12 protein-coding genes and 1 other RNA gene are annotated in these 16114 nt (G+C 43.6%); 3 read left to right on the top strand and 10 right to left on the bottom strand.

The features are described from left to right. Positions 1–51 precede the first annotated feature (51 nt). Positions 52–235: non-coding RNA, 6S RNA (ssrS, locus tag HED67_RS10185), on the bottom strand. A 122-nt stretch (positions 236–357) separates the two neighbouring features. Here ssrS and HED67_RS10180 point away from each other — a divergent pair. Beyond that, the gene (locus HED67_RS10180) at positions 358–1188 is read left to right on the top strand and encodes a glycerophosphodiester phosphodiesterase (protein ID WP_178438017.1); all 831 of its coding nucleotides are present in this window, start codon (positions 358–360) and stop codon (positions 1186–1188) included. A 67-nt stretch (positions 1189–1255) separates the two neighbouring features. Here HED67_RS10180 and thrC read toward each other — a convergent pair whose 3' ends face one another. Then, positions 1256–2746, bottom strand: a complete 1491-nt coding sequence (gene thrC / locus HED67_RS10175; RefSeq protein WP_221718231.1) for a threonine synthase — start codon at positions 2744–2746, stop codon at positions 1256–1258. A gap of 206 nt (positions 2747–2952) precedes the next feature. Here thrC and HED67_RS10170 point away from each other — a divergent pair, with 206 nt between their 5' ends. Together HED67_RS10170 and HED67_RS10165 are read left to right on the top strand one after the other, a co-directional pair. Further along, the gene (locus HED67_RS10170) at positions 2953–3597 is read left to right on the top strand and encodes a TIGR01906 family membrane protein (RefSeq protein WP_221718230.1); all 645 of its coding nucleotides are present in this window, start codon (positions 2953–2955) and stop codon (positions 3595–3597) included. Positions 3598–3675: 78 nt separating this feature from the next. Continuing rightward, positions 3676–4260, top strand: a complete 585-nt coding sequence (locus HED67_RS10165) for a cytidylate kinase-like family protein (protein WP_178438024.1) — start codon at positions 3676–3678, stop codon at positions 4258–4260. A 203-nt stretch (positions 4261–4463) separates the two neighbouring features. Here HED67_RS10165 and HED67_RS10160 read toward each other — a convergent pair whose 3' ends face one another. From HED67_RS10160 to HED67_RS10125, 8 genes are all read right to left on the bottom strand, one after another. Continuing rightward, a complete protein-coding gene (locus tag HED67_RS10160) occupies positions 4464–6407 on the bottom strand; it encodes a hypothetical protein (protein ID WP_221718229.1) in 1944 nt (647 codons plus the stop codon). A 39-nt stretch (positions 6408–6446) separates the two neighbouring features. Next, positions 6447–6992: a CDP-diacylglycerol--glycerol-3-phosphate 3-phosphatidyltransferase gene (gene pgsA / locus HED67_RS10155; RefSeq protein ID WP_178438029.1), complete on the bottom strand. Its 546-nt coding sequence runs from the start codon at positions 6990–6992 to the stop codon at positions 6447–6449. Continuing rightward, positions 6976–8316, bottom strand: a complete 1341-nt coding sequence (gene rimO / locus HED67_RS10150; RefSeq protein WP_221718274.1) for a 30S ribosomal protein S12 methylthiotransferase RimO — start codon at positions 8314–8316, stop codon at positions 6976–6978. Before rimO ends, pgsA begins: the two co-directional genes overlap by 17 nt. 29 nt (positions 8317–8345) lie before the next feature. Next, the gene (gene folD / locus HED67_RS10145; RefSeq protein WP_221718228.1) at positions 8346–9200 is read right to left on the bottom strand and encodes a bifunctional methylenetetrahydrofolate dehydrogenase/methenyltetrahydrofolate cyclohydrolase FolD; all 855 of its coding nucleotides are present in this window, start codon (positions 9198–9200) and stop codon (positions 8346–8348) included. Between the two features lie 167 nt (positions 9201–9367). Next, positions 9368–11038, bottom strand: coding sequence for a formate--tetrahydrofolate ligase (locus HED67_RS10140; protein WP_221718227.1), 1671 nt, complete (start codon positions 11036–11038; stop codon positions 9368–9370). A gap of 320 nt (positions 11039–11358) precedes the next feature. Further along, positions 11359–14298, bottom strand: a complete 2940-nt coding sequence (locus tag HED67_RS10135) for a DNA translocase FtsK (RefSeq protein WP_221718226.1) — start codon at positions 14296–14298, stop codon at positions 11359–11361. A 114-nt stretch (positions 14299–14412) separates the two neighbouring features. Then, a complete protein-coding gene (locus HED67_RS10130) occupies positions 14413–15291 on the bottom strand; it encodes an undecaprenyl-diphosphate phosphatase (protein WP_221718225.1) in 879 nt (292 codons plus the stop codon). A gap of 102 nt (positions 15292–15393) precedes the next feature. After that, positions 15394–16101, bottom strand: a complete 708-nt coding sequence (locus tag HED67_RS10125) for a ClpP family protease (protein WP_178438039.1) — start codon at positions 16099–16101, stop codon at positions 15394–15396. Positions 16102–16114 lie beyond the last annotated feature (13 nt).

Genomic DNA, 16114 nt, shown 5'->3' with positions numbered 1-16114 from the left:
TAATCTATGTTCAGGATGACCGGATTATGATAAATATTTAGAATAAAAAAAGAAACCTCCAAAGTGCCGATGTCCGCATTTTTGACGCCTAGCCTTAAAGCCAGGTGGGTAACCTGGTCCATTTTTCTGTCTTCCGCTACCGTTGCGGGCGGCCTGACATATTATGAAACACGCAGTTTCCCAGTCAAAAAAATGTAGGTTCAAAATTGCGAACTGTCGCACACCCCAGATAAGTTTCTTCATGAGTGTATTATACATGATTCATTCTGTTATTTCAAGAGGAAATTCACGTCAATGCCTATTGTCAAATAAAAGGAGATGACGTTATAATAGAGACGGTAAGAAAAGAGGTAAATAATGATGTTAAAAAAAATAGCACGAACCATGGCATATATTGGCAGTATCATCACAGGATTTTATTTGTTTACAAGTGCTCCGGGGTTTCATAAGAGGGAGAAATGGCAGCATCTCACAGGATGGGATTATGCGCATCGCGGCCTTCATGACAATGAACACGGTATTCCGGAGAATTCCATGGCAGCTTTTCAAAGAGCTGTTGATAAAGGATATGGTATTGAATTGGATGTTCATTTGACAGCGGATAACCAGCTGGTTGTTTTTCATGATGACACATTGACGAGAATGTGTGGAATCAACAAAAAGATTTCGGGATTTTTGTATTCGTATCTGCAGCAGCTCCGCCTTTTGGGGACGGGGGAAGGCATTCCTCTTTTTAAAGACGTGCTGGCACTGGTGGATGGCAAAGTACCGCTGATTATTGAACTGAAGGTGGATGGCAGCAATCAGAATCTTCTCTGTCCCCTTGTATGGCAGCTGCTATCCGGATACAAAGGCAGCTACTGTATCGAATCTTTTCATCCATTTGTTTTGCAGTGGTTTAAACGCCATCAGCCACAGGTGGTCCGAGGACAGCTTTCCTGCAACTTCTTCAAGGAAAACCCGCACTGTGATATCGTTTTATTTCTAATGTCTAATCTGATGACTAATTTTTTTACGCATCCGGATTTTATTGCATACAAATATCTTGATCTGAAAAATCCAGCAGTGATCTATAACAGAAAATTGTTCCGGATTATGACAGTGGTCTGGACAATCCCGGGAAAACCCACTTATGATCGATTTAAAGGCAAGGTTGATGCGATGATATTTGAGGGCTTTGAACCATAAAATCTAAAAGAACTTCTAAAGGAAATCATCAATTCATTTAGAAGTTCTTTTTATTAGGAGTATTTATTTAGTGGATACCAAGAAATTTCTTAACTGTAGCTTCCATCTCTGTCTTATCACATACGGTTGTATGACGGATTGGCGCTGTACGGATCTCAGTAACAGCTGAAGGTTCTTTGCCGCCGGATGTAGCGACCAGCTGATCTACCAGTTCGAATTCAGAATACCGGCTCACATCACCCTTGATGGCTGTCATGACACTGCGGGCAAATTTAAATGGGCTTGCAGTGGAGGCGATCACTGTCGGCGTCGTATCTTTTGTATCTGCGACATATTTCTTGTAAACGGATGCAGCGACGGCTGTATGTGTATCGATCACATAACCTGTCTTCGTGTACAGCTCGTGAATAGCCTGGGCTGTCTCCTCTTCTGTTGCATAATTGCCGTAGAAATCTTTGAGATTGTCACGCATAGCAGGTGTGATCTCGTAAACACCTGTTTCTGACAATGATTTCATAAGCTGGGTATCCTTATCTGCATCCTGACCGGCAATCTGATAAATCAGACGTTCCAGGTTGCTTGAAATCAGGATATCCATGGATGGAGATGTTGTCACATGGAATTCTCTGTTGCGGTCATAGGTACCTGTGGCGAAGAAATCGTAAAGGACTTTATTGGTGTTAGATGCACAGATCAGTTTGGCGATCGGAACGCCCATGTTTCTGGCATAATAAGCAGCAAGGATATTGCCGAAGTTGCCGGTTGGAACATCTACATTGATTGGATCACCGTTCTTGATCTCGCCGTTATGAACCAGTGATGCATAGGCATAAACATAGTACACAACCTGAGGAACAAGACGACCGATATTGATGGAGTTGGCGGATGAGAACTGATATCCAGCTGCATTCAGTTCCCTGTTCAGTTCTTCACAGCCAAACATCTTCTTTACACCTGTCTGGGCATCATCGAAATTACCGTGGATACCGACAACAAATGTATTGTCACCTTTCTGTGTGACCATCTGCTTCTCCTGGACAGGACTGACGCCATCCTTAGGATAGAAAACAATAATTTTGGTTCCCGGAACATCGGCAAAACCTGTCAGAGCAGCTTTGCCTGTATCACCGGATGTTGCTGTCAGGATGACAATTTCGTTCTTGACATTGTTCTTACGGGCAGCAGTTGTCATCAGATAGGGAAGAATGGATAAAGCCATATCTTTGAAAGCAATGGTTTTTCCATGGAAAAGTTCAAGGTAATAAGCACCGTCTGCTTTGACAAGAGGTGCGATCACTTCAGTATCGAATTTCTGATCATAAGCACTATTGATACAGTGTTTTAACTCTTCTTCTGTAAAATCGGTCAGGAAAAGCTTCATAACTTCATAGGCCACTTCCTGGTAAGTCATGACGGCCAGCTGATCAATGGATACGTCCAGTTTTGGAAATGCTGTCGGTACAAAAAGGCCTCCGTCTTCAGCAAGTCCCTTTAAAATTGCATAGGATGCAGTTACAGTTTTATCTGCACTTCGAGTGCTTTTGTATAATAATTCCATAGTTCCTCCTTCTGCCCCGCTGACAAGTATAGATTGGGGCTACATTCAAGTCGAATGCTCCTGGGAAAGCTTCCCATTAAGACTAATCTCTTTGCGCATTATAACATATCCATAAAACGGTGACAATACGAAAAGTGTATTTTTGACGGTGCTGTTCCACTTTTATACGATAATGTGGTATACTGATAGCGAGAGGAGGTGCGTGAATGCATCGTTTTTATTCATATTGCGCACAGTTGATCGGCGGTATGATTGTCTGTCTGCTGATTATTTCTTTTTCTGTGACATTAACATTGAATTTCAGGCCGCTTTATTATGCAGATATCCAGCATTTGCATATTGCGGAATTATCAGGAAGGAATGAAGAAGATATCCGTCAGAATTATGACGCATTGATCGACTATAATTCATTGTTTAACCATGAGCCTTTGAAATTCCCGACATGTACAATGTCTGAGTCTGGAAGGAGCCATTTTGAAGAAGTGAAGAAAATATTTGATCTTTTTGGGTGGACATTAATCATCACATTTGGTCTGACATTGATCGTTACAGTCCGATTTGTCCGAAAGAAAGAATGGCTCTGGCTTCGGATCGCGGGGATTTTGTGTATTGTGCTGCCGGCGTTTCTTGGTATCATGGTTGCGGTGAATTGGGAGTATGTATTTGTGACTTTTCATCAGCTTGTTTTTAACAATGATTACTGGCTGTTTGATCCGACTACGGATCCCATCATCAATATTTTGCCGGATGTTTATTTTATGCATTGTACCATCATGATTTTTGTACTTGTGATGGCAGGCAGCCTTTTATGTTTTATATTTTCTCATTTATTAAAGCACCGTTTTGGTTGAATTTGAAGGTATATATATGGTATAATAGAAGTGACAAAAGTAAAGTTATCTACTACTTAGAGGGGTCAGGTGAAATATATGAGTGATAAGAAGATTATTATTACATTAGGGCGTGAATGCGGCAGCGGCGGTCATGAGATTGGTGAGAAGCTGGCGAAGAAACTGGGTATTGCATTTTATGACAAGAATCTGATCGAGCTTGCGGCAAAGCACAGTGGATTGGATCTGGATGTGTTGGGGTCAACAGATGAGAAGGCACCAAGCCCTTTCATTTCACCGTATGCACCAACAATTGCAGACCAGCTGTACAGAGCACAGAGCGATGTAATCCGTGAACTTGCTGAGAAGGAGTCTTTTGTTATTGTAGGACGCTGTTCCAATAGTGTGCTTGAAGACAAGGACAACGTATTGAATGTCTTTGTCTATGCACCGCTCAGCAATCGTATCAAACGTGTCATGGACAGACATCTGATCGATTCTCAGGACAAGGCCAAGAAGGAAATTCTTCGTACAGATAAGATCCGTCGTACATATTATCAGTATTACTCTGAGTATCGTTGGGGCGAGCGTGAAAGCTATGATCTGATGGTGGATAGTTCTGTATTTGGCATTGATGATACAGTTGATGTGATTATCGATGCGATTCATCGTAAGTTTAAGTAGTTTCTAACGGACAGCATGTCCGACAGATATAACTATGAGAAACATGCTCCGCGAGTTTCTCAAGTTATCGCGGCAGTCTCCAAGGTCTCGTGCAAGCACGGACTTTGGCTCGTTGCCCGCGTAAATTAAAGCTGCATCTGCAGTTTCAGCGATTTTTTAATCGACTGTCTGCAGATGCAGCTTTTTGCTTTGTATTATGGTGATTAATAGACACGGAAAATGAGTCGGATTGTCATAAAGATAAAGCAGACAATAGCGATAATCAACAGTGTTAAACGGATCAGATGCTTGCCTTTGAAGAGGTCTGCACCGGATATATCCAGTTTTTTGTTGGATATAAGGCTGGCAATATTTCCAATGTTCATCAATGCAATAACAAGGATGCAAAGAATAGAAAGAATCCATAATCCGAAAATCAGAATACCGTTGAAATTGGCTTTTTCTGCGGTGGATTTAACGGAGAGTACTTTGTTAAAAGTACTGCATGTGATGGATGCACCATCAGCTGCAGCGTCCTCAAAGGTATTGTTTTCTGTAAAGGTAGCTTTAAAGCCCTTTGGGTAATCCAACTGATAGTGAATTCCGTTTTTGATCTGAGAGCCTTTCAGGAAGCCTGACAGATTCAGTGTATCTTCGTAGGAACAATGAATATTCCATGGATTTTTGTGCTTCTCGGTGCCTCCGTTAAATAGAGAGTTTGTCAATTCTCCGCTGTTGTTTTTGTCGTTGTCGGAGGTACTGGATTCTCCGAGAACAGCCCGGGTCATTTTAGTCAGCTCATCTGCCGAGTTTGCTGAAAGGGTGATGCTGTAGGTGGTATTGTTGAGGATATTTTCCTTATTGACATTCATCTGATCCGGCCACTGCTCTGCGGCTGTGTTCAGACGATCTTCGATACTGCTGCCGATCAGGTTGACAGCATCTGATGACAGACGGAACTCAAATGTACGTTCAATATTGGTGTCACTGTGAACAGATGTTGTAATATCTACTTCATCAATATCGACGGCAAAACCGAGAACGGCTGTCACCTCATCCGCTGAGGCAACAGTCATGGTGATCTCGCATGTATCGCTGCTGTAGGAGGAAGCCTCATCCTTCAGATAGCCATAGGTACTGCTGCAGCTTTCAACAGTATATTCCGGTGATACTTTGAGGATATAGGACATTGTTGTATTTTCATCTGTAAAATCCAGAAAATAACTGCCGTCATAATACTGCTTGATCAGTTTTTTGGCAGAGAGGGATTCGGTGTCACCTTCCGTGGTCACTTCAAAGACCGTGTTACTTGTATGCAGTGCTTTGTTGACATTTGTTACATAGTTCTGCAATGTTGCAGATTCAAAGCTGATGGTATAAGTCCGGGAGTTGTTTCCATCCTGGTATGTCATGGAGGCATCTGCGGGCACAAGGGTATCCATCAGTGATTTCAGCTTGGTGCCAAGGGCAGCAACGACTTTATTGCTGACAACATAGGTGATCTCTGCAGCGACGGACTGATCATCTGCTAACTGTGCAGCAACGGAGACACTGTCAAAAGCATTTGATTGGATTGTGGAAATTTTGATATAATCATCCATCTGCATGGTTTCGCCGTCAAAAACAACTTCTGTTTTGCCAAGCTGGAAAATATCCTGAATATTTTTGTCACCCATAGACGGATATTCCTTGATAATGGCATCTGCCAGCCAGTAGAACAGATCCATGGATGTAAAGTTCTCTTCGATGGTATAACCGTTCTTTAAAATAGAATGGGAATAATCGAAGTTAATGACCGGCGTGATGGCTGAATCAGTGGTATTGCCGCTGCAGATGGTTTCAATCTTCTTCTGGTATTCATTTCTGGATGCAAAATCAATGATCATCTGGATCTGAACGCCGCCGTTTTCATTTTCTGAAGCTGTACAGTACATATCCCCGGGGGTATATTGATTAATGACATCTTCCAGTGTTGTCAAACTGCCGCCAAAGACGTATTTGTATGCGGCAGCGGGAATATCGGCTGTCATGACACGGCTGCCGTTGAAGGTTTTGTCCACCGTCAGCGTTGTGTTGATATCGATATGACTGAGTTTGCCTGAACAACCTGCCAGCATCAGTACAAGTAATGTGCTGATGATTAAAAGAAATTGTTTTACTATTTTCACAGTTGCTATCACTCCTCTTCCACTGTGCAGGATGTTTGGTTACATTTTGCCTGCAAGGACAGATTTATTGTGAACCAGATAATCAACAAGGGAGATGACCGTCAGTGCCAGGGAGAGGTAAATCATAATCTGCTCAATGATGTGGACAGTCGGCCCGCCGAAATTTGGGATCATAAAAATGATGGTAATCATAGTAATGGCGGTTTTATACTTGCCCCATATACCGGCTGCAATGACGGTACCACCTTCAGCAGCAACAAGACGGAAGCCGCTGATAATAAATTCTCTGGCAATGATAATAAGAACAACCCATGTCGGCATACGATGCATATCTACGAAACAGATCAGTGCAGAGCAGACAAGCAGTTTATCTGCCAAGGGATCCATAAACTTGCCGAAATTGGTGATCAGATTATACTTTCGGGCAATCTTACCGTCCAGCATATCTGTCAGGCTGGCTACAATGAAAATGATCAATGCAATATAGGGTGAAAATGGTCCCATATAGTCTGCGCCAAGCAGGAATAAAACAAAGAAAGGAACAAGAATGACCCTTAAAACGGTCAGTTTATTCGGTAAATTCATATATCACATCTCCTACCAGATCGTAATCTTTAGCATCTGTTATCTCAACTTTGACAATATCACCGGAGATCATATCTTCTTCGGCGTGAACAAAAACGTAGCCATCCACATCAGGCGCATCTCTGTAGGTACGTCCGATATAAATATCTTCTTCAGGTAGTCGGCCTTCAATCAGAACATCCACAGTCTTTCCAACCATTTCTTCGGATTTCTCAAAGGCGATTGACTGTTGAGCCAGCATCAATGCATCTCGGCGTTCTTCCTTAACGAATTCCTCGATCTGATCCGGCATCTGTGCAGCCGGTGTACCTTCTTCTTCTGAGTAAGTAAATACACCGAGACGATCAAATCGCATATCCTTAACAAATTGTAAAGCTTCCTGATGGTCTTCTTCTGTTTCACCCGGGAAACCGGCAATCAGCGTTGTTCTCAGGGCAATATCAGGGATTTCTTCTCTTAATCGCCCAATGATACTTCGAAGTTCAGCCTGTGTGGTGCGTCTGCCCATTCGTTTTAAGACGGCGTCACTGCCATGCTGGATGGGAAGGTCAAGATAATGACAGATCTTCGGTTCTTCTTTGATGACCTGAATAAGCTCTTCATTGATCTCTTCAGGGTAACAGTATAGAACACGGATCCAGGAAATGCCTTCGATGCGGCAGAGTCTTCTAAGCAGCTCAGGAAGCAGTTTCTGTCCGTTGTAAAGGTCTGTGCCGTAAACCGTTGTCTCCTGGGCAACAATATTCAGCTCTTTCACACCCTGGGCAGCCAGTGATTCGGCCTGCCTGATCAGATAATCCATGGAGTGACTGCGGTAAGAACCGCGAAGTTTTGGAATAATGCAGTAAGTACAGTGTTTGTCACAGCCTTCAGCAATCTTCAGATAACTGCTGTATCCACCAGTTGTCATGATACGCTGAACATCCACTTCCGGCAGGGCCTGAAGGTCGTCAAACTGTTCAACTTTCCGGCCATCTAAAACTTCAGCTACAACCTCAGCGATATGCTGGTAGCTGGTTGTGCCGATCACGGCATCAACTTCTTCAATCTCTGTCATGATTTCATCTTTGTAGCGTTCTGCCATACATCCGGTGACAATCAGTGCCTTACATCTGCAGCTATGCTTCATTTCAGCCATTTCAAGGATAGTCTGGATACTCTCCTCCTTGGCGTCATGGATAAAGCTGCATGTGTTGACAACGATGATATCTGCTTCCATCTCGTCATCCACCAGCGTAAAACCGTGCTCCCGAAGAATGCCGAGCATGACTTCGGAATCCACAAGGTTTTTGTCACAGCCCAGGGACACAAAAAAGATGGTCAGGTTATTGGTATTTGTATTACTCATAAATATTATCTCTCCGTTTTCTGGAGGCGTACTGCCTCTACACAATTATACATCAGCATAGCGATGGTCATAGGTCCTACACCGCCCGGTACCGGTGTAATAGCGCTGACAAGATCCATGACATCATCTCGGTCTACATCTCCGCAGAGTTTATTCTGTTCATTGCGGTGAATACCTACATCAATCACAACAGCACCTTCTTTGATATATTCGCGGTTGAAGAATTTCGGCTTGCCGATAGCAGCAACAAGAATATCTGCACGTTTGCAGACTTCCTTTAAGTCCTTTGTGTGGGAATGACAGATGGTTACTGTTGCATTTTCACGAAGGAGAAGAATGGCCATCGGTTTACCGACGATATTGCTTCTGCCCACAACAACACATTCTTTGCCGTCGATATCGATATTGCTGCGTTTAAGAAGCTGAATAATGCCGGCCGGTGTACAGGAGACAAAACCGTCTTCACCTGTGACAAGGGCACCTACATTACGGGGATGGAAGCCGTCAACATCCTTTAACGGGTGAATAGCCTCGATAATGTGTTTCTCGTTGATATGAGCCGGCACAGGCAGCTGAACAAGGATACCATTGACATCCTTTCTGTTGTTGAGCTTATCGATCAATGTCAATAATTCCATTTCTGTTGTACTTTCAGGCAGTTCGTATGCCAGGGAGCGGATACCGATATAAGCACAGGCCTTTTTCTTGTTGCCCACATAGACAGAGGAAGCAGGATCATTGCCGACCTGGATCACTGCCAATGTTACTTCTGTGCCTTTTTTTTTCATTTCTGCGACTTCGTTCTTTAATTCATCTTTTATCTGGGAGGAGATTTTCTTCCCGTCAATCAAAAAAGCCATTATACTAAACCTCCAGCATATTTGTTTTAAAAAGGGATACCTGTCTTCAGGTATCCCCTTTACTATATCACATAAAAATTTACTATACAAGCTGTCAACTTTCTTAAAATGCCTGCAATTGTTCAGATATTCATTTCAAGAATATCCGGTATGCTGACCGGACAGCTTTAGAATAAACCGGTGATCACACCATCTGCATCAACATCAATACCTTCTGCAGCCGGTTTCTTCGGAAGACCAGGCATTGTCATAATTGCACCTGTAATGGCAACGACAAATCCGGCGCCTGCAGATACATAAACTTCACGAATATTGACGTTGAAATTCTCCGGACGTCCCAGAAGCTTTGGATCATCAGATAAAGAATACTGATTCTTTGCCATACAGACAGGTACATCGCCAAATCCCATCTCGGCAATCTTCTTCAGTGCTTTTTCGGCAGCCGGTGCATAGGTCACAGTTGCTGCGCCGTAAATCTCTTTGGCAATGGTTTCAATCTTCTCTTTCAGAGACAGGCTGTTCTCATAGAGCACTTCAAAATGGCTCTCTTTGTTCTCAAGGGTATCAAGTACTTTCTCAGCCAGGGCAATACCGCCTTTGCCGCCCTTTTCCCATACTTCTGAAAGGGCAAATTCACAGCCTCTTTCTTCACAGAAATTCTTGACAAAGTTGATTTCTTCTTCAGAGTCTGTGATGAAAGCATTCAGAGTAACAACGATCGGAACGCCGTATTTCTGAAGATTCTCGATATGCTTCTCAAGGTTGACAATACCTTTCTTCAATGCTTCAAGATTTGGTTCGGATGTCTCAGTCTTTGGAACACCGCCGTTATATTTCAGGGCACGGACTGTGGCAACCAGAACAACAGCATCCGGTTTCAGTCCAGCCATACGGCATTTGATATCGAAGAACTTTTCAGCACCAAGGTCAGCGCCAAATCCTGCTTCAGTGACAACGATGTCTGCCATCTTCAGTGCAAGCTTTGTGGCACGGACACTATTGCAGCCGTGGGCGATATTGGCAAAAGGACCGCCGTGGACAATAGCCGGTGTGTGTTCCAGTGTCTGGATCAGGTTTGGTTTCAGGGCATCTTTTAAAAGTGCAGCCATAGCACCAACCGCATTCAGGTCACCGGCAGTTACAGGTTCACCGGCACGGTTGTAGGCAACGATGATCTTAGCCAGACGCTGTTTCAGATCTTCCATATCGTCTGCCAGACAGAGGATTGCCATGATCTCTGAGGCAACCGTGATGACAAAGTGATCTTCGCGTACAAATCCATCCATCTTGCTGCCAAGACCTACAACGACATTTCTGAGAACACGATCGTTCATATCAAGACATCTCTTCCAGATGATCTGTCGTGTATCTATATCTAATGCATTGCCCTGCTGGATGTGATTATCCATCATAGCTGCCAGAAGGTTGTTGGCAGAGGTGATGGCATGAAAATCACCTGTAAAATGCAGGTTCAGATCTTCCATAGGAACAACCTGGGCATAGCCGCCGCCTGCAGCACCGCCTTTGATACCGAAGCAAGGTCCGAGAGATGGCTCTCTTAAAGCAATGACAGCTTTCTTGCCCAGCTGTCCGAATGCTTCACCGAGACCGACAGTTGTTGTTGTTTTGCCTTCGCCGGCCGGAGTCGGATTGATGGCAGTCACAAGCACAAGTTTACCGTTTGGATTAGATTCAACTTTCTTTAAATATTCATCTGAAAATTTAGCTTTGTATTTGCCGTATAATTCAAGGTCATCTTCTTCCACACCGATAGATGCAGCCACATCTTTGATCGGGAGCATGACTGCTTCCTGTGCAATTTCAATATCTGTTTTCATACTAACTCCTCCTGCGTATTAAAGGTGAATGTCATTCAGTTTTGTATCCCTGATGAGACTTTTATCAGGGTATCTTTCTCGATAGTATCACGATTCTCATAATAAGTATATTTAAAATTACTTATAGATTCTATTAGTTATACTTCTTATAGGGTTTTTTGTTGAAAAAATTGTAACTGTTCAGAGCTAACCTCCAAAATGCTGCGCATTTCGTCGGTGTGGCGTATCCGCCGAATAAAATTTCAAAAACAGTCTTAAAAATGCAAGCATTTTATACCTGTTTTTTGAAATTTTGTTTGGCTCTGAACAGTTACAAAAAATTATTGATTACTATTGAGGTAAGTCTCAAATTCTTCCATTGTCATCTTGATCTGACGTGGTTTGGTACCAATCTCCGGCCCTACAACACCGGCTTCACAGAGCTGATCCATGATTCGTGCGGCACGGTTAAAACCGATTTTGTAGACCCGCTGGAGCATACCGATGGAAGCCTTGTCTTTTTCAATGATAAAACGGCCGGCTTCTTCAAAATAGACATCTTTGTCACTGCCTGATGAACCGGAAGGACTGCTGATGGATGCGGTCTCAATACTCTTCTTGATGGTTTCGCTGTAGACCGGCTGGCTGGTCAGATGAGCTTTGATAAAGTCTGTCACACGGGCAATTTCACTCTCAGAAACAAAAGCACCCTGAACACGGACAGGTTTCTGCATTCCCTGTGGGTAGAACAGCATATCGCCGTTGCCGAGAAGTTTTTCGGCACCATTCATATCGAGAATGGTTCTGGAATCAACACCCGATGAAACAGAGAAGGCGATCCGGGATGGTACATTAGCTTTGATCAGGCCGGTGATGACATTGACGGATGGACGCTGTGTAGCAATGACCAGATGAATACCGGCAGCTCTGGCAAGCTGAGCCAGACGACAGATGGCGTCTTCGACTTCAGATTGTGCCACCATCATCAGATCAGCCAATTCATCGATGATGATGATGATCTGCGGCATTTTTTTATGCTGCTCGCTCTCGTATGGAAGATTTTCCACACGGGCATTGTAGCTCTTCAAATCCTTGGAACCGATTTCTGCAAATTTGTTGTAGCGTTCCATCATGGTGTTGACGGCCCAGTTCAGAGAACCGGCTGCTTTCTTCGGATCGGTAACAACAGGAATCAACAGATGCGGAAGCCCGTTGTAGACATTCAATTCGACGACTTTCGGGTCGATCATGATCATCTTAACCTCATTCGGATCTGCGCGATACAGGATACTCATAATGATGGTATTGATACAGACGGATTTACCGGAACCTGTTGCACCTGCGATGAGCAAATGCGGCATCTTCTCAATATCAGCGACAACTGTCTGCCCTCCGATATCTTTGCCCACTGCAAAAGCCAGTTTGGATTTTGATTGCTTGCATTTGTCAGATTCAAGCAGATCACGCAGATGGACCATTTCTTTGTGGGTATTCGGAACTTCAATACCTACAGCTGCCTTGCCTGGGATCGGAGCTTCAATTCGAATATCTGCTACTGCCAGATTCAGCTTGATATCATCAGAAAGGCTGACGATACGGCTGACCTTCACACCCTGGTCCGGCTGGAGTTCATATCGGGTAACAGCCGGACCGCAGCTGACATTGGTTACCTGGACACCGACACCAAAACTTTCAAATGTCTGCTGAAGCTTCAGTGCCGTTTGTTTTAGAGATGAAGCTGTCTGCTGATTGGTGCTGCCCCTTCCCTGATCAAGTAAATCTAATGGAGGAAATTCATATTTTTCAATCTCCTCTTCTGTGATCTCAAGGGGTTCATCAGAATCAGAAACGGCAGGATCAGACTTTGCTTCTGATTCTGTTGTTCTTGAAAAACCTGCAGATGCAGTTCTGCTGCCGGAAACCTCAGAAGATTTCTTCGGAATCTCTGACAAAATTTTTGAGATATCGATCTCTTCAACAATATTTTGTTCGGATGTATCAGACAACAGTTCATTTGTCTGTATCGGTTCGGGCTCAATTGTTTCGGCTTTAATTGGCTCAGGTTTAATATGTTCGGTCTCCTCTTCGGACATTTCCTCCGGAAGGCCTTCAATTTCCAGATTCAGATCATCCGGTGATAAAACCGTTGGTTTCATAAATTCAGGAATTTGAATGCGAAGAGGCTTCACTGTCTGACCGTGGTCATAGGTATTTAACTGTTCGTCAGTAAAAGGCCGGATGTCAGATGCGGTTACTGTCTCTTCAGCTGCTGCAGCAGCTGAAGAGACATCTGATGATTCCGTCAACGGTATAGTGGGGATAGGATTGCTGTCGGCCGGAGCCGGAGTTTTAGATGATCCGGAACTCTCTGGCGGTTCTTTACGTGGTTTTGCAGAGTCTGATTTGTGAATGATAATGTTGGGAACCGTTTTTCTCGTTGGTTTTGGGTCGGGTTCTGTTTCCGGGGCTTCAAAATCCTCGTCATCTTCCAGAATAGAATCATCATCCTCTGCACTGTCAGCTTGAAAAAGCCGTTCTTCCGCTCGCTTTTCCCGCCATGCGGCAAAATTTGCAGCCAATGTTGAACAGGATAATGCGATGAGATGTCCAAGGCAGACAAAAAGCCGTTTGCCTGTAATGATGACAGCTGCAATAAGCATGATACATATCAGTATTACGGTCGTGCCGACACGTCCAAATGCGTTAAAAAGAAGCCAGCAGACGGTACATCCGATAATGCCGCCGCCGCTTTTGGAGGCGGCTGAATCCAGATAGCCGTCTATCAATGCCATGCTGCCGTCAAAAGAAGGATCGGATAATGCAAAAAGTGCCATGATCATCATTGAAAATACAATGGCTGCACCAAGTTTGAGCCGTGCAAGGCTGCTGCCGCGATTGGAGATGTGAAAGGCACTGCCGATAAAAAGGAGAAAAGGCAATGCATAGGCCATAACACCAAAAAGACCGAAGAAGATATCGGCCGCTTTGTTACCGACACGCCCGCCGATGCCGAATACGCTCAAAAGTACCAGGATGGAGACAGCCAGAATGACAATTAACTTAATTTCATCACCGATTGGTTCGTCGTAATCCTGTACCTGCATCCGAGAGGTTCTGCGATTCTTCTGAGCAGAAGATGCGTTCCTTCGAGATGCCTGCTGTCTGCTTCCAGCAGTCTTTTTTCTAGTGGAAGTCGTTTTTCTTCCGGCGGAAGTTTTGCCTGTAATATTCTTTTTAGTCGATGCAGAGTTTGTTTGCCTGCTGCGTTGATTTGCCGCCATCTAATCACTCCTTAAAATATAGTCGTTTCTGATAATTTGAAAACAAATGCGAAATACCTGCTGTCTGCATGATATTTCGCATTGTTATTGAAATCTTGTGAATAATCTTTTGTGTTAGCCTTTTACAAAATATGCAACGATGGCGATGATACCAACAACTGCACAGTAATAAGCAAAATATTGGAACTTATTGGAACGAACGATGCGGATCATCAGTTTGATGCATATGTATCCTATAACGCCTGCAATGATCATGCCGATAAAATAATATGCCAGATGACTGTTTGCCAGTGTTGAAGCATCAAAATGTCTCAATTCCAGAATGTTGGCACCGACAATTGCCGGAAGGGATGCCAGGAAAGAATACTTGACTGCGTATGAACGGTCAAAACCAAGCAGCAGACAGGCAGTAATTGTCGTACCGGAACGTGAAAGACCCGGGAATGTGGCAAAGCCCTGTGCGACACCGATGGCTACAGCGTTTCCATAAGTTGTCTTCTTCACCTTCTTGTGTCCGGATGGACGGGTATCGGAAATAAGAAGCAGAATTGCTGTGATAACAAGAAAAATACCAGGTGCAAGCAATGTCTGGGAAGCTTTCTCAATCAGGGAACTGAAAGCAACACCCATGATACCGGTTGGAATGGTTGTAATAAGGATCAACACAACAAATTTCTTGTAGGCACTGTTGATTAAGCGGCGATACTTGACGCTGCCGCCGTTTTGCTTGCTGCTGATCCAAGTGCGGAAATTGTAGACGATATCAAATAACAGCTGGAATGCCGCTGTGAAAAGATTCTTGACATCCTTCCAGTAAACAATACAGACTGCAACAAGTGTTCCGAGATGAAGCATGGTATCAAATAACAGGCCAGTTTCTGTATTAATATTAAAAATGTTTTTGAACAAAGCAAGATGACCAGAACTGCTGACCGGCAGAAACTCTGTCAATCCCTGTATAATACCCATTAATATTGACTGCAGTAAACTCATAAAATAATTCCTCCAAATCATTTGCATTAAAAAAGAGGCTGCTGCCTGTCGTTTGCAACAACCTCTTGCATGCTATTTGCATTTTACTACATATTTTAAGCTTTAACAAGACCGAATTTGAAATTCGTCTATCATTTCATTTAATTTGTGCAGCGCATCGCTGATTCCGCCAATGGCATCTATCAGGCCGCATTCCACAGTTTCCTGTCCGTCAAGTACGGTTCCCACATCTTTGGCCAGCTTACTTGTATCAAGCATCATCTTTTTGAGATGATTTTTGGCAATGTTGGAGTTATTGACAATAAAGTTCAGAATACGTTCCTGAATACGTTCAAAATATTCATAGGTCTGTATGACGCCGATCACCATGCCATTCATTCGTACAGGATGGATGATCATTGTTCCGCTGGGGACAATAAATGAATAATCCGCAGAAACAGCCAGGGGGACACCAATAGAATGACTGCCACCGAGAACCAGTGAAACAGTAGGTTTGCTGATGGAAGCGATCATTTCGGCAATGGCAAGACCAGCCTCTACATCTCCGCCCATTGTATTCAAAAGCACGAGAATACCGTCGATTTCCTGATTGTCCTCAGCCATTGCCAATAAAGGCAGAACATGTTCATATTTTGTTGTTTTAACATTACCGGGAGATTGTTCGTGTCCTTCAATCTCGCCAATGATGGATAAGAGAAAAATATGATGCTGACTATTATTCTCTTTCAGGATAACCTGTCCATATTCTCGGATCTGTTCGCTTTTTTCTGAAACATTGGATGTATCATTGTCCTGTGTATTTGTCTGCATAGTCCTGTACACT

This window comes from Pseudocoprococcus catus (assembly GCF_019734885.1).
In the GTDB taxonomy this organism is placed as follows: domain Bacteria; phylum Bacillota; class Clostridia; order Lachnospirales; family Lachnospiraceae; genus Coprococcus_A; species Coprococcus_A catus.
Note: the sequence above shows the minus strand (reverse complement) of the source record. Positions and strands in the feature narration are given on the sequence as shown.

Bases quoted from the DNA above. Each gene is read 5' to 3' on its own strand.
- HED67_RS10165 (WP_178438024.1), top strand. From the start codon at position 3,676: ATGAGTGATAAGAAGATTATTATTACATTAGGGCGTGAATGCGGCAGC.
- HED67_RS10125 (WP_178438039.1), bottom strand. From the start codon at position 16,101: ATGCAGACAAATACACAGGACAATGATACATCCAATGTTTCAGAAAAA.
- HED67_RS10180 (WP_178438017.1), top strand. From the start codon at position 358: ATGATGTTAAAAAAAATAGCACGAACCATGGCATATATTGGCAGTATC.
- HED67_RS10170 (WP_221718230.1), top strand. From the start codon at position 2,953: ATGCATCGTTTTTATTCATATTGCGCACAGTTGATCGGCGGTATGATT.
- HED67_RS10135 (WP_221718226.1), bottom strand. From the start codon at position 14,298: ATGGCGGCAAATCAACGCAGCAGGCAAACAAACTCTGCATCGACTAAA.
- thrC (WP_221718231.1), bottom strand. From the start codon at position 2,746: ATGGAATTATTATACAAAAGCACTCGAAGTGCAGATAAAACTGTAACT.
- pgsA (WP_178438029.1), bottom strand. From the start codon at position 6,992: ATGAATTTACCGAATAAACTGACCGTTTTAAGGGTCATTCTTGTTCCT.
- HED67_RS10140 (WP_221718227.1), bottom strand. From the start codon at position 11,038: ATGAAAACAGATATTGAAATTGCACAGGAAGCAGTCATGCTCCCGATC.
- HED67_RS10130 (WP_221718225.1), bottom strand. From the start codon at position 15,291: ATGAGTTTACTGCAGTCAATATTAATGGGTATTATACAGGGATTGACA.
- folD (WP_221718228.1), bottom strand. From the start codon at position 9,200: ATGGCTTTTTTGATTGACGGGAAGAAAATCTCCTCCCAGATAAAAGAT.